We start from the raw sequence: 20,175 nt of genomic DNA on the forward strand, positions 1-20,175 counted from the left end.
GCGGCGATGGCCCCGCGATCCGCCGCCCCGGCGAACTCGGGCGCGTTACCGCGCCGCGGCAGCAACTCCGCCGTCGTTGCTTCGCTAACTCCAGCTAGCGCGCACCCGGCGACACGCGGCTGGCTTGCCTTGCGGTCCTATGCTGCCCGAAACGACGCGCCGACTCGGCGCCGCGGGAAATGGGTGTAGCGAATGCGTGTGTTGTTGTCGACATACGACTCGCGCGGGGGTGTCGAACCGCTGGTGGGGCTCGCCGTCCAGTTGCGGGCGCTGGGCGCCGAGGTGCGGGTGTGCGCGCCGCCGGACGAGGAGTTCGCCCAGCGGGCGGCCGGCGTCGGCGTGCCGCTCGTGCCCTTCGGCGAGTCGGTGCGCGCGATGACGACCGCGGCGACCCCTCCGTCGGAGGCGGACCTGCGCCGGCACGTGGACGAGTTGATCGCCGCGCAGTTCGACACGGTGGCCGCGGCGGCCGAGGGATGCGATGCCCTGGTGGCGACCGGCCTGCTGCCGGCCGCGGCCGGGGCGCGGTCGGTGGCCGAACAGCTGGGCATCGGTTACGTATACGCGAGCTACCACCCGACCGACCTGCCATCGCCCCACCACCCGCCGCGGTCGTTCTGGAGCTCGCCGCTGCCACTGCACCTGGTTGACAACCGGGTGCTGTGGGACCTCGACGCCCAGAACGCGAACGCGCTGTTCGGCGAGACCCTCAATGGTCACCGGGCCTCGATCGGCCTGCCGCCGGTGGACAACGTCCGCGACCACGCGTTCACCGACCACCCGTGGCTGGCAACGGACCCGACCCTGGGCCCATGGCAGGAGCCGGCGGACCTTCGCGTGGTCCAAACCGGCGCGTGGCTGCTGCCGGACGAACGCCCGCTGCCGGCCGGGTTGCTGGCGTTCCTGGACGACGGCACCGCGCCCGTGTACCTGGGCTTCGGCAGCATGCCGCTGAGCGCCTCGAAGGACATCGCCCGGGTGGCCATCGAGGCGATCCGCGCGCAGGGCCGCCGCGTGCTGCTCTTGCAGGGGTGGGCCGGCCTCGCGCCGATGGACGACGGAGACGACTGCTTCGCCGTCGGCGAGGTCAACCAGCAAAGGCTCTTCCGGCGCGTCGCGGCCGTCGTGCACCACGGCGGCGCCGGCACGACCACCACCGCTGCCCTGGCGGGCGCGCCCCAGGTGGTGGTGCCCCAGGGGGCCGACCAGCTGTACTGGGCCCGGCGGGTGGCCGAGCTGGGCGTCGGGACCGCATACGACGGTCGCACCGCCGCCGTCGAATCCCTGTCGGCCGCGCTCGAGGTCACCCTGGCCGCCGAGACCCGCGCCGAGGCGAACGCCGTGTCCGGCAAGGTCCGCACCGACGGGGCCGAGGTGGCCGCCAAGCTGCTCCTAGAGGCCGTCGGCTCAGCGCGGTAGCGCCGAACCGAAGACCTCCGTCATCGCCCTCCAGTGACGTTCGGCGGCGGCGGGGTCGTAGGGCCCGTTGTCGGGGACCGCGAATCCGTGGCCCGCCGAATACCACTCGATCGTGTGCGGCACGCCGGCCGCCGTCAGCGCCTTGTCCAGCTGCTCGGCGTGGTCGGGCGTGAACGACGCGTCGTTTTCGGCGCCCCCGACATACACCGTGGCGGTCATCCGGTCGGCCAGCAGGTGCGGGCTATCGGCGGTATCGGTCACCAGCCCGCCGCCGTGGAACGACGCCGCGGCGGCGACCCGCTCCGGAACGCGCCCGGCCACCACCAACGAGGTCCGCCCGCCCATGCAGTAGCCGCAGACGCCGAAGCGGTCCCCGGACACCTCGGGGCGCGCGGCCAGGTAGTCGAAGGAGGCGCCGGCGTCGGCGGCCATCTTGTCCGGCGTGATGCCGCCGATCATCGAGAAAAGCCGACTGCGTTCCTTCTCGTCGCCGAACACGCTGGCCATGTCGAACGGGGCCCAGTCGCCGCTGCGGTAGTACACGTCGGGCAGCAGCACCGCGTAGCCGAATCCGGCCAGCTTGGCGGCCATCTGGTCGAAGGTGTCGCGCACGCCGCCGGCATCGGGATACATGATCACGCCGGGCCAGGGGCCAGGACCTTCGGGGGTGAACAGGCGGACGGGACACGAGCCGTCGGGAGTGGTGACGCTGTCGGTGATTTTGGGCATGGCACCGTTCTACTCCCGGAGCCCGGAGCTAAGCTGGCCGCGTGCCCATCCCGACGCCCTACGAGGACCTTTTGCGCGTGGTGCTCGAGCGGGGCGCGGCCAAATCCGACCGCACCGGCACCGGCACCCGCAGCCTGTTCGGCCAGCAGTTGCGCTACGACCTGTCGGCCGGCTTCCCGCTGCTGACCACCAAAAAGGTGCATTTCAAATCGGTGGTCTACGAGTTGCTGTGGTTCTTGCGCGGCGACTCCAACGTCGCCTGGCTGCACGAGCACGGGGTCACCATCTGGGACGAATGGGCCAGCGAGACAGGCGATCTCGGACCGATCTACGGCGTGCAGTGGCGATCATGGCCGACGCCGACGGGGGAACACGTCGACCAGATCAGCGCGGCACTGGACTTGCTGCGCACCGATCCGGACTCGCGGCGCATCATCGTGTCGGCGTGGAACGTCAGCGACATCCCGCGGATGGCGCTGCCGCCGTGTCACGCGTTCTTCCAGTTCTACGTGGCCGACGGTCGGCTGAGCTGTCAGCTCTACCAGCGCAGCGCCGACCTGTTCCTCGGTGTGCCGTTCAACATCGCGAGCTACGCGCTGCTCACCCACATGATGGCCGCCCAGGCCGGTCTTGGGGTGGGCGAGTTCGTCTGGACGGGCGGGGACTGCCACATCTACGACAACCACGTCGAGCAGGTGCGCCAGCAGCTGCACCGCGACCCGCGGCCCTACCCGGAACTCTATCTGGCCCAAAGGGATTCAATCTTCGACTACACCTACGAGGATGTCGTCGTGAAGAACTACGACCCGCATCCGGCGATCAAAGCGCCCGTCGCTGTATGACACGCACCGGCGACGATGCAGAGCGAAGCAATGAGGAGGGGCGGCGCCCTTGAGCACGGTGGGCCTGGTGTGGGCTCAGTCGAGCTCGGGCGTGATCGGTCGCGGCGGCGACATCCCGTGGCGGGTGCCCGAGGATCTCGCCCGCTTCAAGCAGGTGACGATGGGCCACACCGTGGTGATGGGCCGGCTGACGTGGGAGTCGCTGCCGCCTAGGGTTCGGCCGTTGCCGGGCCGCAGGAATGTCGTGCTGTCCCGCAACACCGACTACGTGGCCGACGGGGCGGAGGTGGTCGGTTCACTCGAGCAAACCCTGACCGAGCCCGAGACGTGGGTGATCGGCGGCGAGCAGATCTACCTGCTCGCGCTGCCGCTGGCCACGCGTTGCGAGGTCACCGAGGTCGACATCGACCTACCGCGCGACGACGGCGACGCGCTGGCACCGGTGCTCGACGAGGAGTGGGTGGGCGTCACGGGGGAGTGGCAGGCCAGCCGCACGGGGCTGCGGTACCGCTTCCACACCTACTCGCGGCTGCCGACGCTCTGATCGGCGCCGACGCCATGAGCTGACATACTCGGTACTCGGGGTCGGACTCAGCAGGCCTACCAGGCGATTCCAGGAGGGGGGAATTACCAGTGATAACCGAACCCGCGAAGACGTTCTCTCGCGTGTTCAGGGGCTACGAACCGGCCGCGGTTGACGCGCACATCGAGGTTTTGACCGCCAAGCAGCGATTGCTGCTCGACGACGTCAAGAGCCTCGAGGCGCGCCTGACGCAAGTCGGCGACGAAGCAGCCGCGCTGCGCAAGGAGGTCGCCGTCCTCACAGACACCTCGCCCTCGCCGCACGCGGTGCAGCTGCGGATGGCGAACATGCTGCGGCGTGCGGTCGACGAGGTTTCCCAGATGCAGGCCGAGGCGCGGGCCGAGGCGGATGCGCTGATCGCGGCGGCCGAGGCCGAGGCCGAGGACTCCCGGCGAAAGCACGAAGAGCAGATGGCGGACATGGTCGCGCAGCGACAAGCCCTGGAAACCGAGTACGAGGAACGGAAGAAAAACATCGACGCCGAACTGGCCGGCATGCGCGCGGAAACGCAGCGGGCGATCGATGAGGCGTGGCTGGAGGCTCGCCGGGAGGCCGATCATTACCGCGACCAGGCCCAGCGGGCGGCGGACGAGGCCATCGGCCAGCGAATCAGGATCTTGGAGCAGCTGGCGGGCGTATACCGCGACCTCGAAAGCGTTCCGGCCGCTCTCTCGTCGGCATACCAGGAACAAAAGAATTCGCCGGAGGCGAGCGTCTTGGTGCCGCTGGACGAGAGAGTCAGCACCGGCTAAGCCCGAACGACCGGTATTCTCGGCGCCGTGCCGATCGGGAATCCCGCGCTAACCGCCGATCAGGCGCGGCGTTTAGCCGTTGCGGCACAAGGGTTTAGCGAGCCGCGGCCGGGCGGCCCGATCACCCGCGCTCACCTGAAGCGGCTGATCTCGAGAATCCAAGTGCTGCAACTGGATTCGGTGTCGGTGGTGGTGCGGGCCCACTACGCGCCGGTGTTCAGCCGGCTGGGTCCCTACGACCGCGACGTGCTGGACCGCGCCGCGTGGGGCCCGCGCTCGTCGCGGCTGTTGGCCGAGTACTGGGCGCACGAGGCCGCGCTGATGGCCGTCGACGACTGGCCGTTGCTGCGCTGGCGGATGCGCCAATACCGTCATGGCCGCTGGGGCACCCACATCGTCAAGGCCAACCCGCAACTCGCCGAGGACATCCTCGCCGCGGTCGCCGAGCTGGGCCCCAGCACCGCCGGGCAGATCGAGGCGCATCTGGCGGCCGAGCCGCGGCGTAAAAAGGGCAGGTGGTGGAGCCGCAGCGACACCAAATGGGTGGCCGAGGCGCTGTTCGCCTCCGGCGCGCTCACCACCGCCACCCGGGTCGGCTTCGCCCGCCACTACGACCTGGTGGGACGGGTGCTGCCGGCCGGCGTGCTGGCCCGCGAGGTCGACGACGACGAGGCAATCCGCGAGCTCACGCTGCGGGCCGTCACCGCGCTGGGCGTGGGCACCGAGGCCGACATCCGCGACTACTTTCGCCTGTCGGCGCAGCAGGTCAAGCCGGCCGTCGCCGAGCTGCTGGCCGCCGGCGAGATCGAGCGGGTCGACGTCGACGGGTGGTCCGCGCCGGCGTACCTGCGGCCCGGCCGTGCGGTGCCGCGCCGCGACCGTGGCACCGCGCTGCTGTGTCCGTTCGACCCGTTGATCTTCTTCCGTCCCCGGGTGGAGCGGCTGTTCAACTTTCATTACCGCATCGAGATCTACACCCCGGCCGCCAAGCGCCAGTACGGCTATTACGTGTGGCCGCTGCTGATGGATGGCCGGCTGGTGGCGCGGGTCGACCTCAAGGCCGACCGCGCCGGCAACTCGCTGCGGGTGCTGGGCGCGTTCGGTGAGGCACAGGATGCGGGCCACCCCTCGCGGCCACGGGTGGCCACGGCGCTGGCCGGCGAGCTGGAGTCCATGGCGTCCTGGCTGGGGCTGGGTGGCTTCAGCGTATCCGCCCGTGGCGATTTGGCCGGGGAGCTGCGCGCGGCCGCCAAGCGGGCCGGCTGATGGAGCCGTCGACGACCAAAGAGCTCAAGGCCACGCTGTGGAAGGCGGCCGAAAAGCTGCGCGGGTCGCTGTCGGCCGGCCAGTACAAGGACGTCATCCTCGGGCTGCTGTTCCTCAAACACGCCGCCGAGCCGCGGTGGAAACTGTTGGCGGACAACGCCGAATCACCGGACATCGGCCGGCTCGTCGACGAAGCGATGCAGGCCGCGGCGCTGCCGCGGCTGTACGAGAACCTTGACCGGCGCCGGCTCGGTGAGCTGGTGCAACTGCTCGACGGCGCGCCGTTCGGCGGGCGGACCGGTCGGCGCGCGCGGGACCTGATGGGCGAGGCGTACGAGTACTTCCTGGGCAACTTCGCCCGCGCCGAGGGGCGCCGCGGCGGCGAATTCTTCACCCCGCCCAGCGTCGTGCGGGTGATCGTCGAGGTGCTCGAACCCTCCGGCGGGCGGGTCTACGACCCGTGTTGCGGCTCGGGCGGAATGTTCGTGCGGACCGGGCAATTCATCGCCGAGCACGACGGCGATCCCGCCAAAGTGACGATCTACGGCCAGGAAAGCGTCGAGCAGACCTGGCGGATGGCCAAGATGAACCTCGCCGTCCATGGCATCGACGATGCGGGCCTGGGCCAGCGGTGGGGCGACACGTTCGCCTGCGACCACCACGCCGGCATCGAGATGGACTACGTGATGGCCAATCCGCCCTTCAACATCAAGGATTGGGCCCGCGACACGCGAGACCCGCGGTGGCGCTTCGGCATTCCGCCCGCCGGCAATGCGAACTTCGCCTGGATTCAGCACATCCTGTCCAAGCTGGCCCCGGGGGGCAAGGCCGGCGTGGTGATGGCCAACGGCTCCCTGTCGTCGAACGCGGGCGGGGAAGGCGACATTCGGGCGCGGATCGTCGACGCGGACCTGGTGTCGTGCATGGTTGCGCTGCCCGTCCAGCTGTTTCGCAGCACGTCGATTCCGGTGTGCCTGTGGTTCTTTGCGGCCGACAAGGGGAACCGGTCCGGGCAGGTGCTGTTCATCGACGCCCGCGGGTTCGGCCACCTGGTGGATCGAGCAGAGCGCGCGCTGAGCGACGAGGACGTCGTTCGCATCGGTGACACCTACCACGCGTGGTGCGGGTCGGCCTCGGCCACCGCCAAAGGCCTTAGCTACCAAGAGGTTCCGGGATTCTGCAAATCGGCATCGCTGGACGACATCCGCGACGCCGGCTACACCCTGACCCCGGGACGGTATGTGGGTCCGCCCGCCGCCGACGACGACGGGGAGCCGGCCGGCGAGAAGATCGCCCGGCTGACCGAGGACCTGCTGGCCGCGCTCGACGAATCGGCGCGACTGGACACGGTGGTGCGCGACCAGGTGGGACGCCTGCGATGACGGCCAGGCTGGGCGATTTCCTCGACTTCGCCAACGGCAGCAGCCTGCCGGCGCGGGCGTCGGGCGGGGACGTTCAGGTCTACGGCGCCAACGGCGTGATCGGCCATGCGGCACGACCCAACGCCAACGGCCCGCTGATCGTCCTCGGCCGCGTCGGATCGTATTGCGGCAGCCTGCGGTATTGCGACGACGATGTCTGGGTCACCGACAACGCGCTCGTCTGCCGGGCCAAGGATCAGCACGAGACGCGGTTCTGGTACTACGTGCTGCACACCTGCGGCCTCGGTGGCCACCGGGCGGGATCGGGACAGCCGCTGCTCAATCAGCGAATCCTGCGTGACGTGTCGGTGTGCGCGGTCGCCGCGGGCGAACGCCGCCGGATCGCCGAATTGCTCGGCGCCCTCGACGACAAAATAGCGGCCAACGACCGCGTGATCGCCGCCGCCGAGAGGTTGATGGTCGCCATCGCCGAGTCGGTCGCCTCGTTTGCGCCGCTGTCCAGCCTGGCCGCTCGGTCGACGGCGTTTCTGCGCCCGCAGGAGTTCGACGACGTGGTCGCCCACTTCAGCCTGCCCGCGTTCGACGACGGTGCCAGCCCCCGGTTCGTTGCCGCCGGATCGGTGAAGAGCGGCAAGTTCGCTTTGCCGGGGCCGTGCGTGCTGTTCGCGAAGCTGAACCCGCGCATCCCGCGGATCTGGAATGTGGTGGGCCTGCCGTCGCGCATGGCGGTGGCCAGCACCGAGTTCGTGGTGCTGACCCCGGTCGGCGTCGACACCTCGGCCTTGTGGTCGGCGCTGCGGCAGCCCGAGGTCACGGCGACCCTGCGCCAGCGGGTGGCCGGGACGTCGGGCAGCCACCAGCGGATCCGGCCGGGTGACCTGCTGGAGCTTCGCGTCCGCGATGTGCGGCGCCTGGCGCCCGCGGCGGCGCGGACGATCACCGGCCTGGGAGAGCTGTGCCACGCGCGGCGCGAGGAATGCGCGCGGTTGGCCGCCTTCCGCGACGCGGTGTTGCCGCTGTTGATGTCGGAAAAGGCCCGTGTGGTCGCCGGGCTAGGGTGATCGCCGTGGCCGAGACCGCGCCGCTGCGCGTGCAACTGATCGCGAAGACCGACTTCCTGGCGCCCCCGGACGTGCCGTGGACGACCGACGCCGACGGCGGGTCGGCGCTGGTCGAGTTCGCCGGTCGGGCCTGCTATCAGAGCTGGTCAAAGCCCAATCCCAAGACCGCGACCAACGCCGGCTACCTCAAGCACATCATCGACGTGGGACACTTTTCGGTGCTCGAACACGCGAGCGCGTCGTTCTACATCACCGGCATCTCGCGCTCATGCACCCACGAGCTGATCCGGCACCGGCATTTCTCCTACTCGCAGCTCTCCCAGCGCTATGTGCCGGAGGGGGATTCGCAGGTCGTCGTCCCGCCGGGCCTGGACGACGACCCCGAGCTGCGGCAGATCCTGACCGCTGCCGCCGACGCCAGCCGCGCCACCTACACCGAGCTGCTGGCCAGGCTGGAGGCCAAGTTCGCCGGCGAACCGAGCGCGGTTCTGCGGCGCAAGCAGGCGCGCCAGGCCGCGCGGGCGGTGCTGCCCAACGCCACCGAAACCCGCATCGTCGTGACCGGGAACTACCGCGCGTGGCGGCACTTCATCGCCATGCGGGCCAGCGAGCACGCCGATGTGGAAATCCGGCGGCTGGCCATCGAGTGCCTGCGCCAGCTGGTCGGCGTGGCACCCGCGGTGTTCGCCGACTTCGAGATCTCCACCCTGGCCGACGGCACCGAGGTCGCCACCAGCCCGCTGGCCACCGAAGCCTGAGGGCTCGTTCTTTGGCCGCGAAGGTGCGCGGATGTACGGCCGTGACGGCGTGTCGCCGCACAAACACGCGCGCTCGCGCGGGTGCGGAATGCCGTTGGTGCCGCCAGGTAACCTGAACACCGTGAGCACCGTCGGATTCGACGTCCCCGCACGGTTGGGAACCCTGCTAACCGCGATGGTGACACCGTTTGGCGCCGATGGCTCCCTGGACACCGCCGCCGCCGCGCAACTGGCGAACCACCTGGTGGACGCGGGTTGCGACGGCCTGGTGATCTCGGGAACCACCGGCGAGTCGCCGACCACCACCGACGACGAGAAGCTCGAGCTGCTGCGCGTCGTACTGGAGTCGGTCGGCGACCGGGCCCACGTCATCGCCGGCGCCGGCACCTACGACACCGCCCACAGCGTCCGGCTGGCCAAGGCCTGCGCGGCCGAGGGCGCGGACGGGCTGCTGGTGGTCACGCCGTATTACTCGAAGCCGCCCCAGGCCGGGCTGGTCGCGCATTTCACCGCCGTCGCCGACTCCACCGACCTGCCGGTGCTGCTCTACGACATCCCGCCGCGCTCGGTGATACCGATCCAGCCCGACACCATCCGCACGCTGGCCGCCCACCCGAACATCGTCGGCATCAAGGACGCCAAGGGCGACCTGCACAGCGGTGGGCAGATCATGGCCGAGACCGGGCTGGCCTACTACTCGGGCGACGACGCGCTGAACCTGCCCTGGCTGGCGATGGGCGCCACCGGCTTCGTCAGCGTGATCTCGCACCTGGCCGCGGGTCAGCTGCGAGAGCTGTTGTCCGCCTTCGCGTCCGGGGACATCGCCACCGCGCGCAAGATCAATGTCGGCCTCGCCCCGTTGTGCAACGCGATGGCCCGCCTCGGCGGGGTGACCATGTCGAAGGCGGGCCTGCGCCTGCAGGGCATCGACGCAGGCGATCCCCGGCTGCCGCAGGTGCCGGCCAGCCCCGAGCAGACCGACGCGCTGGCCGCCGACATGCGCGCGGCCTCCGTCCTTCGGTGACCGAAAGGGTGGCCCGACAGTGGATGTAGACCTGGCCCCACCGGTTCCCCTGGCTCCGGGCGGGTTGCGGGTCACCGCGCTGGGCGGCATCAGCGAAATCGGCCGCAACATGACCGTTTTCGAGCACTTGGGCCGGCTGCTCATCATCGACTGCGGGGTGATGTTCCCCACGCACGACGAACCGGGCGTCGACCTGATCCTGCCGGACCTGCGCCACATCGAGGACCGGCTCGACGACGTCGAAGCGCTGGTGCTGACCCACGCGCACGAGGACCACATCGGGGCCATCCCGTTCCTGCTCAGGCTGCGGCCCGACATCCCGGTCGTCGGTTCCAAATTCACTCTGGCCCTGGTTGCCGCCAAATGCCGCGAGCACCGCATCAAGCCGGTCTTCGTCGAGGTCGGCGAGGGGCAGCACAGCACGCACGGCGTGTTCCAATGTCAGTACTTCGCCGTCAACCACTCCATCCCCGATGCGCTGGCCATCGCGGTCCGCACCGGCGCGGGCACCGTCTTGCACACCGGCGACATCAAGCTCGACCAGCTTCCGCTCGACGGCCGGCCGACCGACCTGCCCGGCATGTCCCGGCTCGGGGACGCGGGCGTGGACCTGTTCCTGTGCGACTCAACCAATTCCGAGATCCCCGGTGTCGGGCCCTCCGAAAGCGAGGTGGGCCCGACGTTGCACCGGCTGATCCGCGGCGCCGACGGCCGCGTCCTCGTGGCGTGCTTCGCCTCCAACGTCGACCGGGTGCAGCAGATCATCGACGCCGCGGTGGCATTGGGCCGGCGGGTCGCGTTCGTCGGGCGATCGATGGTGCGCAACATGGGCATCGCCCGGGAACTGGGCTTCCTGCGGGTCGGCGACGCCGACCTGGTCGACATCTCCGCCGCCGAGATGATGCCGCCCGAGCGGGTGGTGCTGATCACCACCGGCACCCAGGGCGAGCCGATGTCGGCGTTGTCCCGGATGTCGCGCGGCGAGCACCGCAGCATCACGCTAACGTCGGAGGACCTGGTGATCCTGTCGTCCTCGCTGATACCCGGCAACGAGGAAGCGGTGTACGGGGTCATCGACTCGCTGGCCAAGATCGGCGCCCGCGTCGTGACCAACCAGCAAGTGCGCGTTCATGTTTCGGGCCACGCCTACGCCGGCGAGCTGCTGTTCCTCTACAACGGGGTACGGCCGCGCAACGTGATGCCGGTGCACGGCACCTGGCGGATGCTGCGCGCCAACGCCAAGCTGGCGGCGCGCGCCGGGGTGCCCGAGGAGTCAATCCTGGTGGCCGAGAACGGCGTCAGCGTCGACCTGGTCGCGGGCAAGGCCTCCATCGCCGGGGCCGTGCCGGTCGGCAAGATGTTTGTCGACGGGCTGATCACCGGCGACGTCGGCGATATCACGCTCGGCGAGCGGCTCATCTTGTCGGAGGGTTTCGTGGCGGTGACCGTGGTGGTGCACCGCGGCACCGGGCGCCCGGCCGCCGCGCCGCAGTTGCTCTCGCGGGGGTTCTCCGAGGACCCCAAGGCGCTCGAGCCCGCGGTGCGCAAGGTCGAGGCGGAGCTGGATCAGCTGGTCGCCAACAACGTGACCGACCCGGCCCGCATCGCCCAGGGTGTGCGCCGGGCCATCGGCAAGTGGGTCGGCGAAGCCTATCGCCGCCAACCGATGATCGTGCCGACGGTCATCGAGATCTGAAGCGCGTTCGCCAGACATAACCCGCTGCGACGCTTCTCGGCGTGTCTTCGCAACCGTTTCTGTGTCGTGGACCCGCGGTGGCCGCTAGGCGCGCCGCTAGATCTTTTCGGCGTAAGCCGACCATTCCAGGTCGGAGGCCTTGAGCGTGCGGCCGGTGGGCGCCACGTAGCGCCGCATCAGGTCGTCGGGACCGGCCTGCTCCACCAGCCGCCAGCCGTATTCGGCGATGAACCCGGCGACCTCGTCGGGTTCGAGGCCGAATCGCCATAGCTGGCTGCGCTGGCGGACGTTGCGATACAGGGTCCGGGTGCCATACCGATTGCTGCCATCGATGAAGTCGCGGCGGACGTAGGTGAACACGAACCTGCTGCCCGGCGCCGCCGCGCGCAGCCCCTCCAGGGTTCGCCGCACACCGTCTTCAGTGAGGTACTGGGTCACGCCCTCGCAGATAAAGAAGGCCCGGTAATCGGTGCGATAGCCTTGCTCGGCCAACGAGGTGAGCAGGTCGTCGCGTTCGAAGTCCAGCGCCACCCAGCGCACCGAAAGCGGTGGCTCACCGAGCACCCGGCGCACCGTTTTGGCCTTCATGGCGATGTTGACCGGCAGGTCCACCTCGAAGACCGGCATCCGGACTCGCCGCGTCAACCGATAGCCGAGCGTGTCGAGGCCCGCGCCCAGGATCACCACCGCGTTGACGTCATCGAGCGCCGCGTCGAGCTTGTCGTCGATGAAGCGCTTGCGGCAGGCCAAATTCGCCCACAGCCCGGGACCGGTGAACTCCGATCCCCGGATCATGAGGCGGCGCGCCGGGGCCCACCGCGTCGCGCCGACGAGCAATCGCAACGGAGCGGGCAAGAACAGCTCGGCGAGGTCGTCGTCGACCAGCCGGCGCCCCGGGGGTTCGTTTCGTTCCACGGCCGCCAACACCATGGGTCCAAATGCGGTCTGTGCCACGGAATTTCGCGCCATGAGCTACTTCTTGTTCAGGAAGCCCGCATCGACCGGCAGGGCGATGCCGGTGATGTAGCGGGCCTGGTCGGACACCAGCCACGCCACCGCGTTGGCGATGTCGTCGGGTTGCATGACCTGCACCGGCAGCGCGTTGCCCATGTCCGGCGGCGATTCGGATTCGGCGACAAGTTGCGCCAACCAGGCCCGGGTGAACTCGTTGTTGATCATCGGTGTGTCCACGCCTGCGGGATGAATCGAGTTGACCCGAATACTGTGCCGGGCAAGCAAATTCGCGTAAACGCGCATCAGCCCGACCAGCCCGTGCTTGGCCGCCGCATACCCGATCGAGCCGGCGTCGGCGCTGCCGATGCCGGCCAGGCCCGCCGCCGAGCTGATCAGCACGATCGATCCGCCGGCGCCCTGGGCGACCATCGTCGGTGTCGCGGCCTCCACGGTGTGGAACACGCCGGTGAGGTTGACGTCGATGACGTCGCGCCAGCCGTCGCCGCCCGACTGCATGGGCGCGATCCCGGCGTTGGCCACCACGATGTCGAGCCGGCCGAACTCGTCGAGGCCCGCCTGCAGCGCCGCCGACAGCGACGCGGGATCGCGCACGTCGCCCTGCTTGGCCACGATCCGCGAGCCGGTGTCCTCGACGAGCTTGACGGTGGCCGCCAGGTCCTCAGGTGTGGCCAGGGGATAGGGGACGCTGGCGATCTGCTCGCACAGGTCGACCGCGATCACACTCGCGCCGTCGGCGGCCAGCCGGACCGCGTGGGCGCGACCCTGGCCGCGCGCGGCCCCGGTGACGAACGCGACTTTGCCCTCTAAAGGTACGCCCATCAGGCGCGCAGCTGCCCCTTGTCCGGGTCGCCCGCGGGAACCGGCTCCAGCATCTTGATGTCCGGCGCGCCGGCCAGGTGCTCGCCGGCGGCCTGGAACAGCTTGGTGATCGCGGGCGCGGTGCTGTGGGCCTTGAGCGCTTCGGGATCGGCCCATTGCTCGACGAAGACGAAGGTCTCGCCCGTTTGGTGCAGGGAGTACAGCTGGCAGCCGGGCTCCTCGTGCACTTCGCCGACCGCGGTGGTGAGGATCTCACGGACGGCGTCGACCGATTCGGGTTTGACGGTCATGGTGGCGACGACAACGACGGGCATGCTAGGGCCTCCTGGGCGCTCAGGGGATGGGTGACGGCATGACGTGCATCACCGGTTGCCACCCTACTCACGGGCAGCACATCACCCCGCGCACTAGGCGGTCGTTACCAGTGTGGCGGGTGGTGTAGATGATGGCTTTGCGACTACCCTTGCCCTCATGCCGAGTAAGACCGCCGCCCGCTCCGGAAACCGAACGAGCAGGTCAAAGGCCACTTCGCGCGGCGGGCCCCGAAGTTCGCGGCCAGCAGCGCCCCGCAAGAAGGCGAGCAGGCCCGCCAAACGCCGCAACCGGCCGCTGCTGGTCGGCGCCGGGCTGGCGTGCGGCCGCGCCATGCGCGCCACCTGGCTGATGGCGGCCAGGGGCACCGGCGGCGCGGCCCGGTCGATCGGGCGCGCCCGCGACATCGACCCCGGGCACCGCCGCGACGGGATCGCGCTGGTCCTGCTCGGCGTGTCCGTGGTCGTCGCCGCGAGCTCGTGGTTCGACGCCGCACGGCCGGTCGGCGCGTGGGTCGACACGGTGCTGCGGACCTTCATCGGCTCGGCCGTGCTGGCGCTGCCGGTGGTCGCCGCCGTGGTGGCGGTGGTGTTGATGCGCACTCAGCCCGATCCCGACGCGCGGCCCCGGCTGATCCTGGGCGGGACCCTGGTCGCCCTGTCGGTCCTCGGCCTGCGCCACCTGTGGTCGGGTTCGCCCGAGGCGCCCGAATTGCGGCGCCGCGCCGCGGGATTCGTCGGCTTTGCCATCGGCGGCCCGCTCGCGGACGGGTTGACGCCGTGGATCGCCGCCCCGCTGCTGTTCATCGGCTTCATGTTCGGACTGCTGTTGCTGACCGGGACGACGATCCGCGAGGTTCCCGACGTGGTGCGGGCCATGTTCGGCACGCGGCTGTACCACGACGACGAGGCCGAGGACGGCTATGACGGCTATGACGGCCCTGCCGACTACGCGGGCGATGACGCCGACACCGAGGAGGTGGTGCCGGAGGACTTCTCCGACGGCTACTACGACGCGCCCCTCGACGACGCCCCGGCCGCCTGGCCGTCGGCCAGCGCCGTGGCCGACGACGACGTGCCGACCGTTCCCGAACCCGCCGTCGGCCGCCGGCGCGGCAAAGCGGGCACGCCTAAGGTCAAACACGAGGAGCTGGACCGGGTCGTCGAGGGCCCCTACACGCTGCCGTCGATGAGCCTGCTGGTGGCGGGGGACCCGCCGAAGAAGCGCAGCGCCGCCAACACCGTCATGGCCGACGCGATCAGCGAGGTGCTCAACCAGTTCAAGGTCGACGCGGCCGTCACCGGCTGCACCCGGGGCCCGACCGTCACCCGGTACGAGGTCGAGCTGGGGCCGGGCGTCAAGGTGGAGAAGATCACCGCGCTGCAGAAGAACATCGCCTACGCGGTGGCGACCGAGAGCGTCCGGATGCTGGCCCCGATCCCCGGCAAGTCCGCCGTCGGCATCGAGGTGCCCAACACCGACCGGGAGATGGTGCGGCTGGCCGATGTGCTCACCGCGTCGTCGACGCGCCGCGACCACCACCCGCTGGTGATCGGGCTGGGCAAGGACATCGAGGGCGATTTCATCTCGGCCAACCTGGCCAAGATGCCGCACCTGCTGGTCGCCGGGTCGACCGGATCCGGCAAGTCGAGCTTCGTCAACTCGATGCTGGTGTCGCTGCTGGCGCGGGCCACCCCGGAGGAGGTCAGGATGATCCTGATCGACCCCAAGATGGTGGAACTGACGCCGTATGAGGGCATTCCGCACCTGATCACGCCGATCATCACCCAGCCGAAGAAGGCCGCGGCCGCGCTGGCGTGGCTCGTCGACGAGATGGAGCAGCGCTACCAGGACATGCAGGCCTCCCGGGTGCGCCACATCGACGACTTCAACGCCAAGGTGCGGTCCGGTGCCATCACCGCGCCGCTGGGCAGCCAGCGCGAGTACCGGCCCTACCCCTACGTGGTGGCCATCGTCGACGAGCTGGCCGACCTGATGATGACCGCGCCCCGCGACGTCGAGGACGCCATCGTGCGGATCACCCAGAAGGCCCGCGCCGCCGGCATCCACCTGGTGCTGGCCACCCAGCGCCCGTCGGTCGACGTCGTCACGGGGCTGATCAAGACCAACGTGCCGTCGCGGCTGGCGTTTGCCACGTCGTCGCTCACCGACAGCCGGGTGATCCTGGACCAGGCCGGCGCGGAAAAGCTGATCGGCATGGGCGACGGCCTGTTCCTGCCGATGGGGGCGAGCAAGCCCGTCCGGTTGCAGGGGGCCTACATCACCGACGACGAGATCCACGCCGTCGTCAACGCCTGCAAGGACCAGGCCGAACCCGAATACACCGAGGGCGTCACCGCCGCGAAGCCCACCGGCGAACGCACCGACGTCGACCCCGACATCGGCGACGACATGGACGTCTTCCTGCAGGCCGTCGAGCTGGTGGTGTCCAGCCAATTCGGCTCGACGTCGATGCTGCAGCGCAAGCTGCGGGTGGGCTTCGCCAAGGCCGGCCGGCTGATGGACCTGATGGAGACCCGCGGCATCGTCGGGCCCAGCGAGGGGTCCAAGGCGCGCGAGGTGCTGGTCAAGCCCGACGAGCTGGCCGGAACCCTGGCTTTGATTCGGGGTGGTGGCGACGCCGGCGGCGGCGACCCCGAATAGCGCCGAACGTGCATTCACCGCGAAAAATCGGCGGAAGTTTCGCGATCAGTACACGTTCGGCGTTTCCCGCCTAGAGCACCAATAGCATCCGGGAGTTGCCCAGGATGTTGGGCTTTACGTAGCTCAGGTCCAGGAATTCGGCCACACCGATGTCGTAGGAGCGGCACATCTCCTCGTACACCTCGGCCGTGACGGGCGTGCCCTCGATCTCGGTGAACCCGTGCTTGGTGAAGAACTCCGTCTCGAACGTCAACACGAACACCCGCTGCAGCGCCAGCTCGCGGGCGACCTCCAGCAGCCGGTTGACGATCGCGTGGCCGATGCCGTGGCCGGTCATCGCCGGGTCGACCGCGACGGTGCGGATCTCGCCAAGGTCGGCCCACAACACGTGCAGCGCCCCGCAGCCGACGACCCGGCCCGGGATGTCGGGGTGCTCGGCCACCCAGAATTCCTGGACGGCCTCATACAGCGTGACGAGGTTCTTTTCCAAAAGGATCCGCCCCGCATAGGTGTCGACGAGTTGCTTGATCGCGGGGACGTCGGATGTTCGCGCGCGCCGGACCACCGGCGGGTGGTCCCGTGAGCTTTGGGTCACGGGTAACAGTATCGGCAACGCGCGGGGGTGCGCTGGTCAACCGGCTATTCTGAGGCGGTGTCGGGGCAGCCGCAAACGGGTCCGATGGTGGGGCGTGCCCGCATCGCCAATCTCGCGAACGTCCTGACCCTGCTGCGGTTGATGCTGGTCCCGGTATTCCTGGTCGCCCTGTTCACCGGTGACGGTCACCAAATCGTCGCTCGCCTAGTGGCTTTCGTGATTTTCGCCGTTGCTTGCATCACCGACCGGTTCGACGGTCTGCTGGCCCGAAACTACGGGATGGCAACCGAATTCGGCGCGTTCGTCGACCCGATCGCGGACAAGGCGCTGATCGGGTCGGCGCTGATCGGCCTGTCGATGCTGGGCGACCTGCCGTGGTGGGTCACCGTGGTGATCATGACCCGCGAGGTGGTGGTGACCCTGCTGCGACTGGCGGTGATACGGCGCGGCGTCATCCCCGCGAGTTGGGGCGGCAAGCTCAAGACCGTCGTCCAGGCGGTGGCGATCGGCCTGTTCGTGCTGCCGCATTCGGGGCCGTTCCTGGTGCTCGCGTCCGTGGTGATGGGGGCAGCCATCGTGCTGACGGTGGTCACCGGCATCGACTACGTCGCCTCGACCGTCCGCGAAGTTCGCCAGACGACCCGCTGAGGCGGGAACCAACGCGACCGGCGCCGGCGTTCACTTAGATGAGTGCCTGCTGATCGGGGTTCCCGGATTTTCCCGGGCGACCCCGACGTGCTGGGCAGGGCTGACCGGACGAAGGAGAGCAGGATGCCGCCATTGATGCGCGAGGTCATCGGCGACGTGTTACGCCAGGCCCGCACGACGCAAGGCCGGACGCTGCGCGAGGTGTCGGATTCGGCGCGGGTGAGCCTCGGGTATCTGTCGGAGGTCGAGCGCGGCCGCAAGGAGCCATCCAGCGAGCTGCTCAACGCGATCTGTGACGCGCTGGCGGTGCCGCTGTCGGAGGTCCTGACCGACGCCGGCGAGCGGATGGCCGGCGAGGAGCGCGCGGCCTACAGCGCGTCGGCCGCCGCGCCGGGCGGAACCAGCATCGACGCCAGCACCAAGGTCGTCATCCCGCCGGTGGCATCGCTGGCGCTGGCCTGAACGCCGCGATCGCGCGCAAAGGGTGGGGCGATCGGCGCCGACCCACTAAATTGAGCGGCAGGGCGCTTGTCCGGCATACACAGAAGCGAAGGTGGAGCTAACCGATGGCCAATCCGTTCGTCAAAGCGTGGAAATACCTCATGGCGCTGTTCAACGCCAAGATTGACGAGCACGCCGACCCGAAGGTGCAGATCCAGCAGGCCATCGAGGAAGCGCAGCGCCAGCACCAGGCGCTGACCCAGCAGGCCGCGCAGGTGATCGGCAACCAGCGCCAGCTGGAGATGCGGCTCAACCGCCAGCTGGCCGACATCGAAAAGCTGCAGGTCAATGTGCGCCAAGCGCTGGCGCTGGCCGACCAGGCCACCGCCGCGGGCGACGCGGCCAAGGCTGCCGAGTACAACAACGCCGCCGAGGCGTTCGCGGCCCAGCTGGTCACGGCCGAGCAGAGCGTCGAAGACCTCAAGACCCTGCACGACCAGGCGCTGTCGGCGGCGCAGCAGGCCAAGAAGGCCGTCGAGCAGAACTCGATGGTGTTGCAGCAGAAGGTCGCCGAGCGCACCAAGCTGCTCAGCCAGCTCGAGCAGGCCAAGATGCAGGAACAGGTCAGCGCGTCGCTGCGCTCGATGAGCGAGATCGCCGCGCCGGGCAACACGCCGAGCCTCGACGAGGTGCGCGACAAGATCGAGCGCCGCTACGCCAACGCCATCGGCTCGGCCGAGCTCGCCCAGGGGTCGGTGCAGGGCCGCATGCTCGAGGTGCAACAGGCCGGCGTTCAGATGGCCGGTCATTCGCGGCTGGAACAGATCCGCGCGTCGATGCGCGGTGAGGCGCTGCCGGCCGGCGGGACCACTCCCGGGGCCGCCCCGGCCACGCCGGCGCCCGCCGAGACCACCGGTGGGCCCGCCGCGGAGAAGCCGCTTGGCCAGTAACGCCGCGGACTGACAGCGATGACGGTAGGAGCGACCCAGCGCGGGCCGTTGCGCGCGCTGCTGCAGCGCGGGCTGGACACCGCAGCCGACCTGTCCGACCTGGTGGCCCGGAAGATCAGCGCGGCCGCGGATCCGCGGGCGCGGATGCTGCGCCGCCGACGCCGCGCGCTGCGCTGGGGCGTGATTTTCGGTGTGGGGTGCCTGTTTTGGATCGCGGTGACGGCGGTGCTGGCGGCGTGGGGCTGGTTCGCGTTGCTGCTGGAGGTCACCGGCGCGGTCGCGGTCGTGCTGGCGATCCCGGCGACGCTGCTGTTGCTGCGGTACCGCTGGCTGCGGTCGGAGCCGCTGCCGGCGCAGCGGCCGGCCAACACCCGCCGGCTGCCGCCGCCCGGCTCGGCCGCCCGGCCGGCGATGTACGCGTTGGGCGCCTCGGAACGCGGCTTCTCCTCGTTGTTGGGCGTGATCGAACGCGGCTACATGCTGCCCGCCGACGAAATCCGTGACCTGACCGCGGCGGCCACCAAGACCTCGGCGGCGATGGCGGCCACCGCCGCCGAAGTGGTGTCGATGGAGCGGGCCGCGCAGTACTCCGAGTCGTCGCGGTCCCATCTGGTGCCCACCATCAACGCGTTCACCGCGCAGTTGAGCGCCGGCGTTCGTCAGTACAACGAAATGGTCACCGCCGCAGCGCAATTGGTGTCGTCGGCCAGCGGCGATTCGGGCAGCGCGCTGGCGGCGTCTCAGCAGCGCTACCGCGCCGAGCTGGTGGGCGCCACCGACCGCCTGCTGGGATGGGCGCAGGCGTTCGACGAACTGGGCGGACTGCCCCGGCGTTAGGTGTCGCGCGTCGGCGGGATGTCTTCGGGCCGCGGGCCGTAGCGTTCGATGTACGCCCGGTGGATGTGAGCGTCGCGCTCGCGGGTGCGTTCCTCGACCAGCTCGGGGTCCAGGCCGTGCACCGCCAGCATGTGCCGCCGCCACACCTTGTTCAGAGCGTGCGAGAAGTAGACGAACGGAATGAGGATCGGCAGCGTCATGCTCAGGTGGACGTCCAGGGTCGTCGGGATCAACCAGAACGGGACCAGCACGAGCACGGCCGGAACCGCGACGCGGCCCATCATCCGGCGCGTGGCGCCCTTGCCGGCCAGATCGTTGCGCACCCAATCGCGCATCGAGTCGGGTAGCCGGGCGCCGGCGCAGTAGCGGACGAACTGCCACGCGTTGGGCTTGGTGCGGACCGTGTCGGCGCTCATGACGGT

21 protein-coding genes are annotated in these 20,175 nt (G+C 69.7%); 15 read left to right on the forward strand and 6 right to left on the reverse strand.

Features of this window, described 5'->3' with window-relative positions; translation table 11 throughout:
• The first annotated feature begins 192 nt into the window (after nt 1–192).
• Nucleotides 193–1,419 (forward strand): glycosyltransferase, encoded by a 1,227-nt coding sequence (locus A5764_RS12230; protein ID WP_067113667.1) that lies wholly within the window; start codon nt 193–195, stop codon nt 1,417–1,419.
• Here A5764_RS12230 and A5764_RS12235 read toward each other — a convergent pair.
• The gene (locus tag A5764_RS12235) at nt 1,408–2,148 is read right to left on the reverse strand and encodes a dienelactone hydrolase family protein (protein ID WP_067113669.1); all 741 of its coding nucleotides are present in this window, start codon (nt 2,146–2,148) and stop codon (nt 1,408–1,410) included. The two genes, A5764_RS12230 and A5764_RS12235, sit on opposite strands and share 12 nt — an antisense overlap.
• 41 nt (nt 2,149–2,189) lie before the next feature.
• Here A5764_RS12235 and A5764_RS12240 point away from each other — a divergent pair, with 41 nt between their 5' ends.
• The 9 genes from A5764_RS12240 (at nt 2,190) to A5764_RS12280 (ending at nt 11,512) form a co-directional block, all read left to right on the forward strand.
• Complete coding sequence (locus A5764_RS12240) at nt 2,190–2,990, forward strand: thymidylate synthase (RefSeq protein ID WP_067113672.1); 801 nt, start codon at nt 2,190–2,192, stop codon at nt 2,988–2,990.
• Between the two features lie 49 nt (nt 2,991–3,039).
• Nucleotides 3,040–3,534, forward strand: coding sequence for a dihydrofolate reductase (locus A5764_RS12245; RefSeq protein ID WP_067113675.1), 495 nt, complete (start codon nt 3,040–3,042; stop codon nt 3,532–3,534).
• Between the two features lie 89 nt (nt 3,535–3,623).
• A complete protein-coding gene (locus A5764_RS12250; RefSeq protein ID WP_067113678.1) occupies nt 3,624–4,325 on the forward strand; it encodes a cell division protein DivIVA in 702 nt (233 codons plus the stop codon).
• Between the two features lie 33 nt (nt 4,326–4,358).
• Nucleotides 4,359–5,591, forward strand: coding sequence for a winged helix-turn-helix domain-containing protein (locus A5764_RS12255; protein WP_067113772.1), 1,233 nt, complete (start codon nt 4,359–4,361; stop codon nt 5,589–5,591).
• Entirely contained in the window at nt 5,591–6,973 is a 1,383-nt protein-coding gene (locus A5764_RS12260; RefSeq protein WP_067113680.1) for a type I restriction-modification system subunit M, read from the forward strand. Before A5764_RS12255 ends, A5764_RS12260 begins: the two co-directional genes overlap by 1 nt.
• Nucleotides 6,970–8,034, forward strand: a complete 1,065-nt coding sequence (locus A5764_RS12265) for a restriction endonuclease subunit S (protein ID WP_067113682.1) — start codon at nt 6,970–6,972, stop codon at nt 8,032–8,034. Before A5764_RS12260 ends, A5764_RS12265 begins: the two co-directional genes overlap by 4 nt.
• Before the next feature lie 5 nt (nt 8,035–8,039).
• A complete protein-coding gene (thyX, locus tag A5764_RS12270; protein ID WP_067113774.1) occupies nt 8,040–8,792 on the forward strand; it encodes an FAD-dependent thymidylate synthase in 753 nt (250 codons plus the stop codon).
• 121 nt (nt 8,793–8,913) lie between these two features.
• Nucleotides 8,914–9,816, forward strand: a complete 903-nt coding sequence (gene dapA / locus A5764_RS12275; protein ID WP_067113776.1) for a 4-hydroxy-tetrahydrodipicolinate synthase — start codon at nt 8,914–8,916, stop codon at nt 9,814–9,816.
• Between the two features lie 19 nt (nt 9,817–9,835).
• A complete protein-coding gene (locus A5764_RS12280; RefSeq protein WP_067113684.1) occupies nt 9,836–11,512 on the forward strand; it encodes a ribonuclease J in 1,677 nt (558 codons plus the stop codon).
• Between the two features lie 96 nt (nt 11,513–11,608).
• Here the strand turns inward: A5764_RS12280 and A5764_RS12285 are convergent, their stop codons facing one another.
• Genes A5764_RS12285 through A5764_RS12295 form a run of 3 tightly spaced genes read right to left on the reverse strand, consistent with a single transcriptional unit; the run spans nt 11,609 to nt 13,620 of the window.
• Entirely contained in the window at nt 11,609–12,481 is an 873-nt protein-coding gene (locus A5764_RS12285; RefSeq protein WP_067113686.1) for an SAM-dependent methyltransferase, read from the reverse strand.
• Nucleotides 12,482–12,484: 3 nt separating this feature from the next.
• A complete protein-coding gene (locus A5764_RS12290; RefSeq protein WP_156664646.1) occupies nt 12,485–13,309 on the reverse strand; it encodes a mycofactocin-coupled SDR family oxidoreductase in 825 nt (274 codons plus the stop codon).
• The gene (locus A5764_RS12295) at nt 13,306–13,620 is read right to left on the reverse strand and encodes a putative quinol monooxygenase (RefSeq protein WP_067113690.1); all 315 of its coding nucleotides are present in this window, start codon (nt 13,618–13,620) and stop codon (nt 13,306–13,308) included. Before A5764_RS12295 ends, A5764_RS12290 begins: the two co-directional genes overlap by 4 nt.
• Nucleotides 13,621–13,777: 157 nt before the next feature.
• On the opposite strand from A5764_RS12295, the gene A5764_RS12300 reads away from it, so the two are divergent.
• A complete protein-coding gene (locus tag A5764_RS12300) occupies nt 13,778–16,282 on the forward strand; it encodes a DNA translocase FtsK (protein WP_067113692.1) in 2,505 nt (834 codons plus the stop codon).
• A 70-nt stretch (nt 16,283–16,352) separates the two neighbouring features.
• On the opposite strand, the gene A5764_RS12305 is transcribed toward A5764_RS12300, so the two are convergent.
• Nucleotides 16,353–16,877 (reverse strand): amino-acid N-acetyltransferase, encoded by a 525-nt coding sequence (locus A5764_RS12305; RefSeq protein WP_156664639.1) that lies wholly within the window; start codon nt 16,875–16,877, stop codon nt 16,353–16,355.
• Between the two features lie 84 nt (nt 16,878–16,961).
• On the opposite strand from A5764_RS12305, the gene pgsA reads away from it, so the two are divergent.
• The 4 genes from pgsA (at nt 16,962) to A5764_RS12325 (ending at nt 19,753) form a co-directional block, all read left to right on the forward strand.
• A complete protein-coding gene (gene pgsA / locus A5764_RS12310) occupies nt 16,962–17,525 on the forward strand; it encodes a CDP-diacylglycerol--glycerol-3-phosphate 3-phosphatidyltransferase (protein ID WP_197501342.1) in 564 nt (187 codons plus the stop codon).
• Between the two features lie 123 nt (nt 17,526–17,648).
• Nucleotides 17,649–17,987 (forward strand): transcriptional regulator ClgR, encoded by a 339-nt coding sequence (clgR, locus tag A5764_RS12315; protein ID WP_067113695.1) that lies wholly within the window; start codon nt 17,649–17,651, stop codon nt 17,985–17,987.
• A gap of 104 nt (nt 17,988–18,091) precedes the next feature.
• Nucleotides 18,092–18,916, forward strand: a complete 825-nt coding sequence (pspA, locus tag A5764_RS12320; protein WP_067113697.1) for a phage shock protein PspA — start codon at nt 18,092–18,094, stop codon at nt 18,914–18,916.
• A gap of 18 nt (nt 18,917–18,934) precedes the next feature.
• Nucleotides 18,935–19,753: a hypothetical protein gene (locus A5764_RS12325; protein ID WP_067113699.1), complete on the forward strand. Its 819-nt coding sequence runs from the start codon at nt 18,935–18,937 to the stop codon at nt 19,751–19,753.
• On the opposite strand, the gene A5764_RS12330 is transcribed toward A5764_RS12325, so the two are convergent.
• Nucleotides 19,750–20,169, reverse strand: a complete 420-nt coding sequence (locus A5764_RS12330) for a DUF5313 domain-containing protein (protein WP_067113780.1) — start codon at nt 20,167–20,169, stop codon at nt 19,750–19,752. The genes A5764_RS12325 and A5764_RS12330 overlap by 4 nt on opposite strands.
• Nucleotides 20,170–20,175: the final 6 nt, after the last annotated feature.

This window comes from Mycobacterium sp. 852002-51057_SCH5723018, assembly GCF_001667035.1.
Classification (GTDB): domain Bacteria; phylum Actinomycetota; class Actinomycetes; order Mycobacteriales; family Mycobacteriaceae; genus Mycobacterium.